The organism is Acidovorax radicis (assembly GCF_020510705.1).
GTDB lineage: Bacteria > Pseudomonadota > Gammaproteobacteria > Burkholderiales > Burkholderiaceae_C > Acidovorax > Acidovorax radicis_A.
On record NZ_CP075184.1, the window covers coordinates 4,980,366 to 4,995,154 of the forward strand.

The following is a 14,789-nucleotide window of genomic DNA, read 5'->3' on the forward strand; positions in this document are numbered from 1 at the left end:
GCCTGCCCCAAGGTCATTGGGTGCTGCGCGGCATGAGGATGCCGCGCACGCGACCGCGCAGCTGCAGCACTTGGTCGAGGTTGTCGTAAGTCATGGTGTCGGCCGTGAAGCGGTCATTACCCCGCGCCAGGTCCACCGGCTGATTGGACAGCACACGCTCTGTTTTGGTGAATGCGTGCAGGAATTCACCGCGAAACTCAAGCCGGGGCAGGCCAGGCGCACCGGGCTTGGCGGGTACAGACTCGCGGGTGACGATGGCATTGCCAAACAATTGCACCTCTGAGCCATCCGCATTGCTCAGGCCCCGGTTGGCCGTGGCCACGGTAACGCGGCCGTCGAGGCTGACCGAGCGCATGTGTACCTTGTCAATCTCCAGCGTGTCTGTGTCGATGTAATGCCGGGCTACGTCGCCCTGCACTTCACTTTGAAGGCGACCTGTGGCGTCGAACGTCTTGACCGAAAAAGACTTCATGTAATAGTCGGGCTGGTGCCCCTGCTGGCGCTCGACCACCGGCAGCTGGGGCATCGGCGCGTTGCGCACCAACCACCATGTGCCCAGCGCAAGCAGCCCCATCAGGACGACCGGCAGATAGATTGACAGCTGATCCCAGCCGTGGCGGAGCATGCGGTTCAAGCGGCAACTCCCGAAAAGCCCACCGTGGCACGACGGCACCCAGGCCTCGACATCATGCGGGTCATGGGGTGTAGTCCGCCAGGAAAGCGGCATAACGGCCCGTGGCCACCAGCAGCAGATCGCATAGCTCGCGCGCCGCACCGTCGCCGCCCCGCGCTTGTGTCACGAAGTGGGCTGCATGGCGTACTTCGACCTGGGCGTTCGCAGGCGCACACGCAAAGGCGCTGCGGCGCATGACCGGCAGATCGGGCCAGTCGTCGCCCATCGCGGCGGCCTGGGCCCACTCCAGACCCAAGGTCTGGAGTATCTGTTCTGCGGCCGGGCGTTTGTCTTCGGTGCCAAAAACCGCGTGCTCCACCCCCAGGGCCTTCAGGCGCAGCCGCAAAGGCGCGGAATCACGGCCCGTGATCACTGCGGGGGTAATGCCCGCCTTTTGCAACAGCTTGAGGCCGTGTCCGTCCAGGGTGTTGAACCGCTTGAGGGTCTCGCCAGATTCGCTGAAGTACAGGCCGCCATCCGTCAGCACGCCATCGACATCAAAGAACGCCACGCGCACGTCCTGGGCGCGCAGCAGTAGCTCGGGCGCAATCTGCAAGGCAGGCGCAGCGCCAGCGCCTGGGGAGATACAACCGGCAGCCATCAGATCACCTTGGCACGCATGAGGTCACCGATATGCACCACGCCAGACAGGAACCCGCTGTCGTCCACCACCAGCACGCTGGTGATGCCATGGGCTTCCATCATCTCGGCGGCGTCCACCGCAAGGGCTTCCGGGGTGATACGGCGCGGATTGGCATGCATCACCTGGCCTGCCGTGGTGCCGCGAAGATCGGCGCCCGCCTCAATGCGCCGGCGCAGATCGCCGTCCGTAAAAATGCCCAGCACCTGCCCTGCAGCGTCGACGATGGCCGACGCACCCAGGCCCTTGGTGCTCATTTCGCGCATGAGGTCGCTGAACGATGCGTCGGGCGCCACCCGGGGAATCTCCGCCCCCGTGCGCATGACATCGCTCACATGGGTGAGCAATTTGCGCCCCAGGGCCCCGCCCGGGTGAGAGCGCGCGAAGTCTTCGGGCCGAAAGCCCCGCGCATCAAGCAGCGCCACGGCCAGGGCATCACCCATGGCCAGTTGAGCGGTCGTGCTGGCGGTAGGTGCCAGATTCAGGGGACAGGCTTCGCGTGCCACGCTGCAGTCGAGCACCAGATCGGCATGGCGTGCCAGCGTGGACTGCAGGCCGCCCGTCATGGCAATCAGCGGCGCGCCCAAGCGCTTGAGCACCGGCAAGATGGCTGTGAGCTCGCCGCTTTCGCCGCTGTTGGAGATGCCCAGCACCAGGTCATCCCCAGTGACCATGCCCAGGTCGCCATGGCTGGCCTCGGCAGGGTGGACAAAAAAAGCCGGCGTACCGGTGGATGCGAGTGTGGCGGCGATCTTGCGCCCCACATGACCGCTCTTGCCCATCCCCATCACCACCACCCGGCCCCGTGCCAACAGCACCGCTTGCACGGCCTGGGCAAACACGCCATCGATCCGGGCGGCCAAACCCGTCAGCGCCGCGGCCTCGATCTCAAAGGTTTCGCGGGCAAGGCGCAAGGCTTTATCGGCGTCAAAAGGGGGCAGCGCGGCAGAGGTCATGCGTGGATTCTATCGACCGGACGCCTCTGCGCGGGCCCGGCGTGCCCCAGCCTTGCAGAGACCCGGATCCAACATGCTGCAGTGCAAAAACCCATCCCCCTTGCCAAAGCGTCGGATAGCATCAAACCTATGTCGTCTCTCGCACTTACCTTGCTTTACCTTTTGGCCGCAGTGCTGGGCGTGGTGGCATGCCGCAGTCTCAAGCTGCCCCCGATGTTGGGTTATCTGGCGGCAGGGGTGCTTATCGGACCCCACGCGCTGGCGCTGGCACAAAACTCCGAAGGTGTGCGGCACCTGGGTGAATTTGGTGTCGTGTTTCTGATGTTTGCCATCGGCCTCGAATTCAGCCTGTCCAAGCTACGGGCCATGCGCCGTCAGGTGTTCGGCCTGGGGTTGATGCAGGTGGTGCTGACCATGGTGGTGGTGTCGGCCCTGGCCTTGGCTCTGGCGCGTTGGGTGGGTGGCGTGTGGGACATGGGCTGGCAGACAGCGCTGGCGCTCTCGGGCGTGATGACGATGAGCAGCACGGCCATCGTGGTCAAGCTCATGGCCGAGCGGGCCGAACTCGAAAGTGAACATGGCCGTCGGGTCATGGGCATCTTGCTGTTTCAGGACTTGGCCGTGGTGCCTTTGCTGGTGCTGATCCCGGCCCTGGGCTCTTCGCCTGACCAGTTGCTGCCCTCTTTGGGTTGGGCGCTGCTCAAGGCCACGGTGCTGGTGGGACTGCTGCTCTCGGGGGGGCAGCGGTTCATGCGCTGGTGGCTGACGCAGGTGGCGCGGCGCAAGAGCGATGAGCTCTTCATGCTGAACCTGTTGCTGATCACGCTCGGCCTGGCCTGGCTGACCGAGCTGGCGGGATTGAGCCTGGCGCTCGGCGCATTCATCGCCGGGGTGCTGGTGTCTGAGACCGAGTACCGCCACCAGGTGGGCACCGACATCCGTCCTTTTCACGATGTGTTGCTCGGATTGTTTTTCATCACCATCGGCATGATGCTGGACTGGCACATCCTGGTGGACCGCTGGGCCCTCGTGCTGCTGCTGCTGACCGTGCCCTTGCTGATCAAGCTCGTCATCATTTTGGCCCTCGCGCGGGGCATGGGTGCCACCACGGGCATTGCGTTGCGCTCCGGGCTTTACCTGGCCCAGGCTGGCGAGTTTGGCTTTGTGCTGCTGTCCCTCACGCAAAACAACGGCCTCGTACAGCCTGCGCTGATGAACCCCATCCTGGCAGCCATGGTGCTGTCGATGCTGGCCACACCGTTTCTCATCATGTACAGCAACCGGATCGTGATGAAGCTGGTGGCCAGCGACTGGCTGCAGCAATCGTTGCAGATGACCACGATTGCCCGCAAATCGATCAACACCAACAAGCACGTGATCATTTGCGGCTATGGCCGATGCGGCCAGAACCTGGCGCGCATGCTCGAGCACGAACATATTCCTTACATGGCGCTGGACCTGGACCCTGACCGCGTGCGCCAAGCGGCGGCGGCCGGCGATTCGGTGGTGTACGGCGACGCCACCCGGCTGCAGGCCTTGATGGCTGCCGGGCTGGTGCGCGCCAGCGCCGTGGCCATCACCTACATCGACGTGCCCGCCGCCTTGAAGGTGCTGGCCAATGCGCGCTCGCACGCGCCCCACGTGCCCGTGGTGGTGCGCACACAAGACGACCTGTACCTTGACAAATTGCAGGAGGCGGGTGCCACCGAAGTCGTACCCGAAGCCATTGAAGGCTCGTTGATGCTGGCAAGCCACGCGCTGGCACTGGTGGGGGTTCCCATGCGCAGGGTGATTCGACTGGTGCAGGACCAGCGCGATGCGCGCTACAACCTGCTGCGCGGATACTTCCATGGCGCAGATGACGACACCGTCAACGAACGCGACCAGGAGCGCCTGTCCACCCTGAACCTGCCACCCGGCGCCACATCGCTGGGACGCCGTCTGGGCCAACTGGCGCTGCCCGCCATGGGCGTGCAGGTGGTGAACCTGCGCCGGGGCAATGGCCACATGACCGCCCCCGTGGATGACGCCATGCTGGCCGAAGGCGACACCCTGGTGTTGTCGGGCCACCCGGCTGCGCTGGCGCTGGCAGAAGACAAACTGCTGCGGGGGTAGCAGGGCGTCTCCCCCAAGGCGCACCCCGAAGGCGCATTGGCACGGCCCTTGTTGGGCATCTCTTGCCTGGGGCGCGCCTTTGCAAAGGCGCAAAGGCGCAAAAGCGCAAAAGCGCAAAGGTCAGCGTCAAAATTTCAATGAAATCGGCCTCTAGCGCTTATACATAAAGCGCAAACAGCTATATTTTTAATAGCAATCAGAGCAACTCCACCAGCCCAGGCCGACCAAACAGGTAGCCCTGGAACTTCCGGCAGCCGTTGCGCAGCAGGAACAAACGCTGGCCGTCCGTCTCCACCCCTTCGGCAACCACCTCCAACCCCAGGCTGTGGGCCAGCGTGATGATGGTGCAGGCAATGGTGGCATCGTGCGGGTCGGTCAACACGTCACGCACAAAACTCTGGTCAATCTTGAGCTGGTCCAGCGGCAGGCGCTTGAGGTAACTCAGCGACGAGTAGCCGGTGCCAAAGTCGTCCAGCGAGAAGCCTACGCCGAGCTTGCGCAGGGCCTGCATTTTCAGAATGCTGTCCTCCACATCCTGAAGCAGCAGGCTTTCGGTGAGCTCCAGCGTGAGCCTGCCAGGATCAGCCCCCGAATCCTGCAGCGCAGCAAGCACCTTTTGCACAAAGTCGGGCTGGCGAAACTCCTGCGCGCTCACGTTCACGGCCAGGCTCCACCACGATGTGGCCGCATCACCCGCCCATTGCGCCAGTTGCCTGCAGGCCATGGACAGCACCTGCTGTCCCAGGACGAGGATCAACCCCGTCTGCTCTGCCAGCGGGATGAAATCGGCGGGAGACACCATGCCGCGCTGCGGATGGAGCCACCGCACCAGCGCCTCGGCGCCCATGACAAGGCCTGATTCGTCCACCACCGGCTGGTAATGGAGCAGGAACTCCTCACGCAGCAGCCCCTGGCGAATGTCACCCTCGAGCGCCAGGCGCGCCGATGCGGCCACCTGCATGGCGGGGTCGAAGAAACACAACCTGTTGCGCCCCTGCGCCTTGGCCTGGTACATGGCCAGGTCGGCGCGCTTGAGCCATTCCTGCACCGGCTGCAGCGCATCGCTGAACAGCGTGATGCCGATGCTGGGCGTGCTGTGTATTTCGCAGCCATTCACCTGATAAGGGCTGTTGAGCGCTGTCAGCACTTTCTGAGCTACGGCCTCGGCCTCTGCGGCGGCCTCGGTCTGCAGCCTGTGGAGCCCCTGCAGCGCCACCACAAATTCATCACCACCAAGGCGTGCGACCGTGTCGGTGGCCCGCACGCTGGCGCTGATGCGGGCGCCAACCTGCACCAAAAGCTGGTCACCCCACTCATGGCCCAAGGTGTCGTTGATGCCTTTGAAGTTGTCCAGATCGAGAAACAGCAGCGCGCCATGCGAGCCATCGCGGGCGCTCAGCGTCGCAGCGCACGCCAGCCGGTCCATCAACAAGCGCCGGTTGGGCAGGCCCGTGAGCTCGTCATAGAACGCCAGCCGCTGGATCTCGGCCTCGGCCTGCTTGCGTTCAGTGATGTCGCGCGCCACCCCCCGGTAACCTGTGAACCGGCCTTCCGCATCAAAGATCGGCTGCCCACTGATCGACACCCAGTAAGGTTGTCCCGCGCGGCCTGTTCGCTTCATTTCAAAATCGTGAAACACCTCGTGCGCTGTCACCGCACTGCGGTGTGCCCTCCACTGGCCCTCGGCCACAAAGGTGCCGGGAAGCTCCCAAAGTGTCACCCCATAAGGCATCTCGTCACGCGGCCCGCCCGCAGCGTCGTGGCGATTGCCGTCCAGCCGTACAAAGCGAAACTGGGCATCTTGCTCCCAGTACCAATCAGACGACAGCTGCGTGAGGCTGCGCCACCGGGACTCACTCGCGCGCAAGGCTTCGAGGGTGGTCAGGTAATTGGTGACGTCGGTGAAGGTGCGAACCCGCCCGCCTTCCTCCAGCAGCCGCGTGCGCACCTCGATATACCGACCGCCAGGCGTTCGCCGCACGTAGACGTCGGGCATGTCGAGATGGTCACCATGGGCGGCATATTCGGACGCCACATAGGGCCGCGCGGCATGGTCCAGGAATTGAAACTCAGGACCAAAATCGCCGCGCTCGGTCTGGAGCCGGACCACCTCCTCCACCTTGGGCTGTGTAGCCAGCAATGCTTCGGGCAGGTCCAGCAGCTCCAGATACCGCTGGTTGTAAACACGAATCCGCCCTTGCGCATCCACATTGCTGATGCCTTGCGACATGCTGGCCAATGTGCCTTCGAGCGCACGCGTCTTGTCGGCCAAAAGGGCGCTGGTGCGGGCCAGCTCGGCCTCGACCGCACGGCGGGCCAGCTCTGCGCGGCGGGCCAGCTCCAGTTGCCCCACGGTGTTCAGCAGCGGTTGTAGAAACTGCACTTCCGCCTCGGTGTAGCCTTCTGGACGATTGGCCAGCCCGACCATCGCCACCAGCTCGCCCCCTGCGTGGATCGGCAATCCCAGGTAGGTCCGCAGCGGCGGATGGCCCGGGGGGACACCTACACCGCGTTCATCATGGCTGGCGTCGTTGCTGATCACCGGCTCGCCAGAAGCCAGCGCGGCACCGACCAGGGACCGCGGGTTGTCAAACACCATGCCTTCGTCGGCGTGCCGGGCGTAGAGGGCGCGCGACGTTTCGTCCCAACTGATGTCGGTCATGGCGTGCACGCGCAGGTAGGCGTGCCCGTCCGCAGCCCGCTGCACCTGGCCCACCAGGCCAAACGCGCTCTGCGTGAGCGACATCAACTCGTCCAGCAGCGCCTCGAAGGTGGCGCGCGGCACCGAACTGGCAATGAACATGGCTTGCGCGCGAGAGATCGCCTGCAGCAGGCGATGATGCCGGGCGAGCATGGCCTCGGCGGTGACCCGCGCGCGGGCATGGGAGTGGCGCTCAAGCACCGCGTCGATTTGCGCGGGCAAGGCGTGCAGATAGTCCAGCGCGGGGTCTTGCACCGCATAGTCATTGAAGCCGTTGCGCATGGCCTGGGCGGCGTGGGTTTCGGCGCCAGAACGCACAATGATCATGACCGGCACGCCATCGAGCACATCCAACAGGCCAAATACCGACCCGTCCACGGTGCGTTGTGCTGCCAGGACGATGTCGGGGCGGCTACGGGCGAACTGCTCGCGGGCCTGTGCCAGCGACGACGCCACATCCACCCGCCATTGCGACCAGGGGTCTACCAGCGCATCCACCACCGCTTGTGCGTGGTGGCTATCGCTTTCGATGAGCAGGACTGAGATGGACATAACCGGTCTTTGAGGAGTATGGCCGAGAGCCGTCTGAAAAGCGCTTGCTGGTGACAACAGCGATTCATTATGGGGCTGGCTCACGGCCGTATGCGTGTGAGCCGCTGTCTGGGGGAAGGCTGTTTACACTCCTGCATTTCGCCCGCACAAGGCGTACCCGCAGTGCCGCCTTGCAGGTGGCCAGGCGGTGCCCCAACCGCCTCCTTTCCCATCCCGCCCATGCCCCAGCCCTTGCAATCACTCAGCGTCAACGAATACCTGCGCCAACACATCCGCACCGTGCCAGGCTGGCCCGCCCCGGGGGTTCAGTTCCGGGACATCACCCCGCTGCTTCAGGACCCCAAGGTCTTTCGCGTGCTGATCGACGCTTTTGTGCACCGTTACATGGACAAGGCGCTGCGCCCCGACGTGGTGGCGGGCCTGGATGCCCGCGGCTTCATCCTGGGGGCTGTGGTGGCGTATGAGCTGAATGTAGGTTTTGTGCCGATCCGCAAAAAGGGCAAGCTGCCCTTTACGACGGTGGAGGAAACCTACGAACTGGAATATGGCAGCGCCACCGTGGAACTGCACACCGACGCCGTCAAGGCGGGCGACCGCGTGCTGCTGATTGACGACCTGATCGCCACCGGCGGCACGATGATGGCGGGGAAAAAATTGCTCGAAAAACTCGGGGCCACGGTCACCGAAGGTGCAGCCATCGTGGATCTGCCAGAGCTCGGCGGTTCACAGCGCCTGCGCGAATCGGGTTTGCCGCTCTACACGCTGGTGGATTTTGAAGGCCACTGAAAAGCCGGCAGTGCGCCGGAAGGGCCACATGACGCCTCAAGGCGGCCCAGGCTTACCCCGTCCCATCCGAACGGCGCGCTAATTCAACTCGCCGTACTGCGTGCTGCTCAGGTCGGGCGCCGGCCCGTCCGAGCCCGGCATCTCCGTGTCTTCAAATCCCGTAGGGGAAGGCGTGGGCGACAACAATGGCCCCGAGCGCACAGGAACACCGGGTTTTGCCGCTGCAACCGGGGCAGTAGACGAGCCAGCCGCATTGGCAAGCGCACGCTTGAATGCGGCCACTTCGTCCGCTTCGATGGGTTCGTAGCGCGCGCCCTGGCGTTGTGATGCCTCAACAGCAGAGACTGCGGCCACCGAAGGTGCGCGCAATGGCGCAGGCGCCATAGGCGCTGCTGCGGCAGGGCGGCTGGGCGTGACTGCCGCCGCTGTGGGCACAGGCGCTGCTGGGCGTGCAGAAGGCAAGGTCGAAGGGGCAGGGGAGGCCAACCGAGCCCCCGAGGCCGCCGGTGCCACAGGCGTCCCTAGAGGAGGGCGCCTGACGAAGGCCGCCGATGCCTGGGCCGGCAGCGCCGCACCCTGAGGCGCCACGCCTTTTTGAGGAATGCCCACCGCCACGTGGTCGTTGATGCGCCAATAGACGGACGTCACCAGAATGTCGTAGCGGGTTTTGGCGGTCTGGGCGATCAGCGCCTCAATTTCACTCAAGCGGACGGTTTCACCGCCATATTCGCGCGCCAAATCCATCATCACCAAAAACTGGCGGCCCCGCTGATCCAGCGAGAGCACCTTGAACTTGTAGCTGGCCGACAGCACGCCAGCGCGCACCATGGCGTCGCGCACCACAGTGTAAAGCAGTTCGCGCCGCTCCATGCGTTCGTTTTTACGGTTGGCGGCGTGCTCTGGTGCCAGCGGCTGCACCAGCGGTTTGCCTTGGCGGCCCGGTTGAAAGGGAACCGTGGCGTCAGCGTTGAGCAGGCCCGACGGTTCGGCTGGCGATCTGGGCTTGGCAGGGGCGGGTTTACGGGTGAACCAGCTGAACAGGGACATGGCTTGCTTTCTTCGGGAGCACCTGGAAAAAATCCAAATTGAGTGTACCGCGCAGTACCCCGGATGCCGCTCCGAACAAGCCCACAGGGGCATTTGAACCCCTGCGTGTGTCAGGTGGCCGCAACGCGGCGGCGGCGGTTGCCCAGGCGCTTGGCCAATACGGCCCCGGCGGCCATGGCCAAACCCAAGGCGATGGCGGGCTGGCGGTTGGTCAACTCGGTGAAACGGATCGCTGTCAGACTCCACAACTTGCTGGGGGCGCTGGCCTGCACGGTCGCGCTGCGGGCACGGTGTGAAAAGAACGAACCCTCACCCAGCACCGAACCCGCGCCCACGATGGCCATGCGCAAACGTTCCTTTTCATCCTGGTAATGCACGCTCAGGCTGCCACTTTCCACCATATACAGCGTGCGATCGATGGCCCCCTGGGTAAAAAGCACCTGCCCCGCAGGCAGCACCACGGGCAACAGGTAAGACGACAACACCTCCCACTGTGCCGGGCTCAGCGGATTGGTCATGCTGTCGTCGGCGGTGGTCTGGGCGATGGCGTCGATCAAACCTTGGAGGTTGACCTTGGAGGCTACGGGCATTGGAACATTCATGATCTGGCGAAAATAACCTTGTTACAGATCGGGCACAAGCGACGTTTACGTCCGTTTACAACATAAACGCGGCCAAAGCCACTGCAAAGCCGTTATTTGCCGATACAAAAGCTCGAGAAGATGACACCCAGCAGATCGTCGGACGTGAACTCTCCGGTGATGGCGCTCAAGGCGTTCTGGGCCAGCCGCAATTCTTCGGCAAGCAAATCCAGCGCAGGGCCCTTCGCCTGGAGCTGGTCGGCTGCTTGCTGCAGATGCGCCGACACCGCCTGCAACGCCTGCACATGCCGGGCACGGGCAATATAGATACCCTCCGGCGCTGATTGCCAACCTGCCACCTGGAGCAGTATCCGCCGCAGCCCCTCCAAACCCTCTCCCGTGCGGGCAGACAAACGTACCGCCGGGCGCTCCTCCGCCCTGCCCGCCATGGCGACCGCTGGTGGCGGGCTGCCTGCTGCACAGTCCACCTTGTTCCAGACGTCAATCACCGGAATGGATTTAGGTAGTTTTTGGCCTATTACGCTTGCTACATAAGCGTCAGCAGCTATATATTCAGTAGCATTCGCGCGCGCGAGGTCATGCAAGAACAACACCGCGTCGGCGGCGGCAATCTCGTCCCAGGCCCGGGCGATTCCGATGCGTTCCACCTCGTCATCGCTGTCACGCAGCCCGGCGGTGTCAATGATGTGCAAGGGCACGCCCTCGATCTGAATGGTCTGCTGCACCTTGTCGCGGGTGGTGCCGGCAACCGGGGTCACGATGGCCAACTCGGCGCCCGCCAGCGCATTGAGCAGCGAGCTTTTCCCCGCATTGGGCTGCCCCGCAATCACCACCTTGATCCCCTCACGCAGCAACGCACCCTGGCGGGCACGCTGCATGACAGACGCCAGGGCCAGCTGCAGATTCGAGAGCTGCCCGTGCGCGTCTGCCTTGCGCAGGAAGTCAATTTCTTCCTCAGGAAAATCCAGCGTCGCCTCCACCAGCATGCGCAAATGAATGAGCGCATCGCGCAGGCCGTGGATCTCGTTGGAAAACGCCCCTGTCAGCGAGCGACTCGCACTGCGGGCTGCCGCTTCGGTGCTGGCGTCGATGAGGTCGGCGATGGCCTCAGCCTGCGTCAGATCGATTTTGTCGTTGAGGAAAGCGCGCTCGGTGAACTCACCGGGCTGCGCCACGCGCAGGCCTGGCAGGCACGCCTGGCCAGTGGCCAGGTCGATGGCAGCGCCTGCCTCCAGGCAGCGTGACAGCAGCAACTGCAGCACCACCGGCCCGCCATGGGCCTGCAGCTCCAGCACGTCTTCGCCGGTGTAGCTGTGCGGGCCGGGAAAGTACAGCGCCAGCCCCTGGTCGATGGCCTGGCCCTGCACGTCACGAAAGGGCAGGTAAGTGGCCTCGCGTGGCTTCAAAGACCGGCCACACACCGCCTGCACGATGCCACCCAACGCGCGCCCGGACACCCGCACGATACCGACGGCGCCACGCCCCGGGGCAGTGGCAATGGCAACGATGGGGTCGTGGTGGCGGGAAAGCATGGGCAGGCACTTTACAGGGAGGGCAGAAAAAAGGCCGCTTGCGCGGCCTTTGAGGGACTGGTTCAGTGACCGAAAATCACTTGAACTTGGGCAGATTGAACTGCGGCGGCACGCCCATGCGGGTATTGATGAGCCACTGCTGGGCAATCGACAACAGGTTGTTGGTCAGCCAGTACAGCACCAGGCCGGCCGGGAAGAAGAAGAACATCACGCTGAAAATCAGCGGCATGAACCACATCATCTTGGCCTGCGTCGGGTCTGGCGGTGCGGGGTTCAGGGCGGTTTGCAACAGCGAGCTGGCCGTCATCAGCAGGGGCAGGATGAAGAATGGATCCGGTGCCGACAAATCGTGAATCCAGCCGATCCAGGGCGCATTGCGCATTTCCACACTCGACAGCAGCACCCAGTACAGCGCGATGAACACCGGGATCTGGATCACGATAGGGAAGCAACCACCCATGGGGTTGACCTTCTCTTCGCGGTAGATGCGCATCATCTCCTGCTGCATCTGCTGCGGCTTGTCCTTCAGCCGCTCACGCATCTCCGTGATCTTGGGATTGATGGCCTTCATCTTGGCCATGCTGGCGTAAGCCTTTGCATTGAGCCAATAGAACATGATCTTGAGCAGCATCACCAGGCCCACGATGGACCAGCCCCAGTTGCCCAGAATCTTGTGCAGTTGGTCCAGCAACCAGTACAGCGGCTTGGACAAAATGGTGAGCCAGCCGTAGTCCTTGACGAGTTCCAGACCGGGGGTCAGCTTCTCCATCATGGTCTCGACCTGCGGCCCGGCAAACAGGCGCGCGTCCACCGTCTTGGTGGCACCGGGTTCAATGGCCCCCAGCGGCGTGAGCATGCCCACCGAATACAGGTTGTTGTCTACCTTGCGAACAAAGGGCTCGCGGTGCACGCCATCGGCCAGCAACCAGGCAGTGGCAAAGTAATGCTGGACCATCGCCACATAACCATTGGGCGAATCCTTGGGAATGTCGACCTTGCCACTCTCGACGTCCTTGAACTCGACCTTCTGGTACTTCTTGGCTTCGGTATAAACCGCAGGGCCCGTGAAGGTGGAATAAAACGACGACTCTCCGGGCGGCTTGTTGCCATCCCGTACCAGCTGCAGGTAAAGCTGCGGCGAAACCGCTGCGGCGCCCGTGTTCACGACCTCGTGCTTGACGGCGATATCGTAGGCACCACGCTTGATGGTCCAGGTCTTGACCAGTTTCACGCCACCCTGGTCAGGGGACTCGAAACGCACGCTGATCTCGTCCTGCCCATCCTTGAGTTCGCGGGGCCCGGGAACCACGGCCATCACCGTCTTGTGCGTGGGGAACGTGCCACCGACCAGCCCGGTCTGTGCCACATAGACGCGCTGTGCACTCTCGTCAAGCAACAGGAAGTTGCGCGACTTGTCGGTCATGTCGGCGTGCTTGAGCAACTCCGCATGGATCAGCGAGCCGCCTTCGCTGTCGAAGGTCAGGCGGTACAGATCGGTCTTCACCTCGACGCGCTCACGCGCCACCGGGGCTGCAGACACAGGCTGACCTGGCACGGCAGCGGGGCCTTGGGCCACGGCTCCAACGGGCGCACCCGATGCAGAGGGCACGCTGGCGGCGCCTGCAGTGCTGGGCGCTGCGCCCGTAGCCACCGGCTCGGTGACTGCAGGAGCCGACGGGAAAAAGGTGGCTTTGTTGCCGTTATGCAATTGCCACTTGTCCCACAGCAGAACCATGGAAAAGCCAAAAATCACCCACAAGATGGTGCGGCGAATGTCGTTCATGAAGACTTCTTTGGTGAGGATGGTTGGGTGTTGGAATCGGAGAGCCGAGAAAACAGCCGCGCGCTACGCGGCAAGTGATTCGGGACTGGGTCTTGGCCCCCGTCACACCAGGGGTGGCAGCGTACCAGCCTGCGCACCGTGAGATAACTGCCTGCAGCAGCACCATGCTGCTCCAGCGCTTGCAACGAATAAGCCGAACACGTGGGTTCAAACCGGCAGGCCGAGCCCAGCCAGGGGCTTAGAAAAAGCCGATAACCTTTGACGACACCCATCAGCAGGCGTTGCACGATCATGGCGTATTCCCTTCGGCGGCCGGTTGCAAGGCAGGCCTGGGAGCACTGGCGCCGGATCGACGTGTGGCATGGCCAAAAAGCTGCAGCAACTCTGCCCGCACCGCGAGCTTGAGTTGGTCCGAGGTGGCGCTCACAAACTGCTTGCGGTCAAACGCCGTGCGCAGGCGCACCACGTGGGCCGCCTGCGAAAGCTGCATTTCAAAGGTGGCGCCCACCGTGTAAATCTGCCGCTTGATGCTGTTGCGCGTCACGGCGCGACGCGCCCAGCGCTTGGGCACCATGGCACCCAGCCACACGGCAGGCACGGCAAACAGGGCCTGCGCCCCTTGCGTTGCAGGCAAGGAGTCGGGCCCTGTCGGTGCTTTGTGGTGGCTGGCACCAGCGCCATCGTCAACGTCCAGCGCCAAACGGTGCAACGCAAAGTGCGCTGTCCGTGAGACGGTGCCCCCAGCCATGGCGGCCTGGAACTGTGGACGGGTTTTCAGCCGTTGCATGCAAGCACCCCGTTTGGAACCTGACGGTACAAACCGGGGAGCAGGCCGTAGACCGTAACGGCCTTAGACGGCCAGGCGCTTGCGGCCCTTGGCGCGGCGTGCGTTGATAACGGCACGGCCACCGCGGGTCTTCATGCGGACGAGGAAACCGTGGGTGCGCGCGCGGCGCGTCTTGGAGGGCTGATAAGTACGTTTCATGGTGCTATTCCTTGAGGTTCAGTTCCGGGCTGCTGCTCCTGGCTCCCTGCAGACTGCCCATTGCGCGCCGTGAAAACAGCGCCTGCGGCAGACTCTCGGGGCAGAAAAAACGGCGGGCCGGGTCAAATCACCCTGAACACATTCAGGGAAACCCAAAATTATCGCAGGCTTGTTGGCCGCTGGCAATGCCTTTTGGTGACAGCGGCTATTCGCGGGCTCTTTTTTCAGGGCACACCGGTCACTACCCACACAGGCGTTGCCTTGTTAGCACGCGTCGGTGCCGCGCTCCCAGCACTCTCGCGCATGCGCCAAATCATCTCCAGCCAGGGATGGCCTCAAATTGTGGATAACTCTTTGACAAGCTACAATCCGCCTCCCCGTAATGTTCCCCCTATCCACAAGAAGAATCTCCCTGAA

13 protein-coding genes are annotated in these 14,789 nt (G+C 63.5%); 2 read left to right on the forward strand and 11 right to left on the reverse strand.

All coding sequences use genetic code 11. The annotated features are described in order from the left end of the window. Nucleotides 1-13: 13 nt before the first annotated feature. From lptC to KI609_RS22810, 3 genes are all read right to left on the reverse strand, one after another. Entirely contained in the window at nucleotides 14-625 is a 612-nt protein-coding gene (gene lptC / locus KI609_RS22800) for an LPS export ABC transporter periplasmic protein LptC (protein WP_413463449.1), read from the reverse strand. 70 nt (nucleotides 626-695) lie between these two features. Continuing rightward, nucleotides 696-1,274, reverse strand: a complete 579-nt coding sequence (locus tag KI609_RS22805) for a KdsC family phosphatase (protein ID WP_226445796.1) — start codon at nucleotides 1,272-1,274, stop codon at nucleotides 696-698. Continuing rightward, entirely contained in the window at nucleotides 1,274-2,269 is a 996-nt protein-coding gene (locus KI609_RS22810) for a KpsF/GutQ family sugar-phosphate isomerase (protein WP_226445797.1), read from the reverse strand. The genes KI609_RS22805 and KI609_RS22810 overlap by 1 nt, the downstream gene beginning before the upstream one ends. Nucleotides 2,270-2,398: 129 nt before the next feature. Between KI609_RS22810 and KI609_RS22815 the strand changes: the two genes are divergently transcribed. Then, nucleotides 2,399-4,384: a monovalent cation:proton antiporter-2 (CPA2) family protein gene (locus KI609_RS22815; protein ID WP_226445798.1), complete on the forward strand. Its 1,986-nt coding sequence runs from the start codon at nucleotides 2,399-2,401 to the stop codon at nucleotides 4,382-4,384. A gap of 196 nt (nucleotides 4,385-4,580) precedes the next feature. Here KI609_RS22815 and KI609_RS22985 read toward each other — a convergent pair whose 3' ends face one another. Beyond that, nucleotides 4,581-7,637, reverse strand: a complete 3,057-nt coding sequence (locus KI609_RS22985) for an EAL domain-containing protein (protein WP_319003120.1) — start codon at nucleotides 7,635-7,637, stop codon at nucleotides 4,581-4,583. A gap of 231 nt (nucleotides 7,638-7,868) precedes the next feature. On the opposite strand from KI609_RS22985, the gene KI609_RS22835 reads away from it, so the two are divergent. Continuing rightward, on the forward strand, nucleotides 7,869-8,423 hold the full coding sequence (locus KI609_RS22835; protein WP_226450590.1) for an adenine phosphoribosyltransferase: 555 nt from the start codon (nucleotides 7,869-7,871) through the stop codon (nucleotides 8,421-8,423). Nucleotides 8,424-8,501: 78 nt separating this feature from the next. Here KI609_RS22835 and KI609_RS22840 read toward each other — a convergent pair whose 3' ends face one another. The 7 genes from KI609_RS22840 to rpmH form a co-directional block, all read right to left on the reverse strand. Then, nucleotides 8,502-9,470 carry a hypothetical protein gene (locus KI609_RS22840; protein WP_226445799.1) on the reverse strand — a complete coding sequence of 323 codons (969 nt, stop codon included), beginning with the start codon at nucleotides 9,468-9,470 and terminating at the stop codon, nucleotides 8,502-8,504. 110 nt (nucleotides 9,471-9,580) lie between these two features. After that, a complete protein-coding gene (locus KI609_RS22845) occupies nucleotides 9,581-10,060 on the reverse strand; it encodes a Crp/Fnr family transcriptional regulator (RefSeq protein WP_413463356.1) in 480 nt (159 codons plus the stop codon). A gap of 104 nt (nucleotides 10,061-10,164) precedes the next feature. Beyond that, nucleotides 10,165-11,604 carry a tRNA uridine-5-carboxymethylaminomethyl(34) synthesis GTPase MnmE gene (mnmE, locus tag KI609_RS22850; protein ID WP_226445801.1) on the reverse strand — a complete coding sequence of 480 codons (1,440 nt, stop codon included), beginning with the start codon at nucleotides 11,602-11,604 and terminating at the stop codon, nucleotides 10,165-10,167. 76 nt (nucleotides 11,605-11,680) lie between these two features. Beyond that, nucleotides 11,681-13,387: a membrane protein insertase YidC gene (gene yidC / locus KI609_RS22855; protein ID WP_226445802.1), complete on the reverse strand. Its 1,707-nt coding sequence runs from the start codon at nucleotides 13,385-13,387 to the stop codon at nucleotides 11,681-11,683. Beyond that, a complete protein-coding gene (gene yidD / locus KI609_RS22860) occupies nucleotides 13,384-13,677 on the reverse strand; it encodes a membrane protein insertion efficiency factor YidD (protein ID WP_226450592.1) in 294 nt (97 codons plus the stop codon). The genes yidC and yidD overlap by 4 nt, the downstream gene beginning before the upstream one ends. Further along, a complete protein-coding gene (locus KI609_RS22865) occupies nucleotides 13,677-14,174 on the reverse strand; it encodes a ribonuclease P protein component (protein ID WP_226445803.1) in 498 nt (165 codons plus the stop codon). Before KI609_RS22865 ends, yidD begins: the two co-directional genes overlap by 1 nt. Nucleotides 14,175-14,237: 63 nt before the next feature. Continuing rightward, entirely contained in the window at nucleotides 14,238-14,372 is a 135-nt protein-coding gene (gene rpmH / locus KI609_RS22870) for a 50S ribosomal protein L34 (RefSeq protein WP_005798102.1), read from the reverse strand. Between the last annotated feature and the right edge of the window lie 417 nt (nucleotides 14,373-14,789).

What these genes read in the sequence shown, in the direction of transcription:
- KI609_RS22985 (WP_319003120.1), bottom strand. Translation starts at nt 7,637, where the DNA reads ATGTCCATCTCAGTCCTGCTCATCGAAAGCGATAGCCACCACGCACAA.
- yidC (WP_226445802.1), bottom strand. Translation starts at nt 13,387, where the DNA reads ATGAACGACATTCGCCGCACCATCTTGTGGGTGATTTTTGGCTTTTCC.
- KI609_RS22810 (WP_226445797.1), bottom strand. Translation starts at nt 2,269, where the DNA reads ATGACCTCTGCCGCGCTGCCCCCTTTTGACGCCGATAAAGCCTTGCGC.
- KI609_RS22840 (WP_226445799.1), bottom strand. Translation starts at nt 9,470, where the DNA reads ATGTCCCTGTTCAGCTGGTTCACCCGTAAACCCGCCCCTGCCAAGCCC.
- rpmH (WP_005798102.1), bottom strand. Translation starts at nt 14,372, where the DNA reads ATGAAACGTACTTATCAGCCCTCCAAGACGCGCCGCGCGCGCACCCAC.
- mnmE (WP_226445801.1), bottom strand. Translation starts at nt 11,604, where the DNA reads ATGCTTTCCCGCCACCACGACCCCATCGTTGCCATTGCCACTGCCCCG.
- lptC (WP_413463449.1), bottom strand. Translation starts at nt 625, where the DNA reads ATGCTCCGCCACGGCTGGGATCAGCTGTCAATCTATCTGCCGGTCGTC.
- KI609_RS22865 (WP_226445803.1), bottom strand. Translation starts at nt 14,174, where the DNA reads ATGCAACGGCTGAAAACCCGTCCACAGTTCCAGGCCGCCATGGCTGGG.
- KI609_RS22815 (WP_226445798.1), top strand. Translation starts at nt 2,399, where the DNA reads ATGTCGTCTCTCGCACTTACCTTGCTTTACCTTTTGGCCGCAGTGCTG.
- KI609_RS22845 (WP_413463356.1), bottom strand. Translation starts at nt 10,060, where the DNA reads ATGCCCGTAGCCTCCAAGGTCAACCTCCAAGGTTTGATCGACGCCATC.
- KI609_RS22805 (WP_226445796.1), bottom strand. Translation starts at nt 1,274, where the DNA reads ATGGCTGCCGGTTGTATCTCCCCAGGCGCTGGCGCTGCGCCTGCCTTG.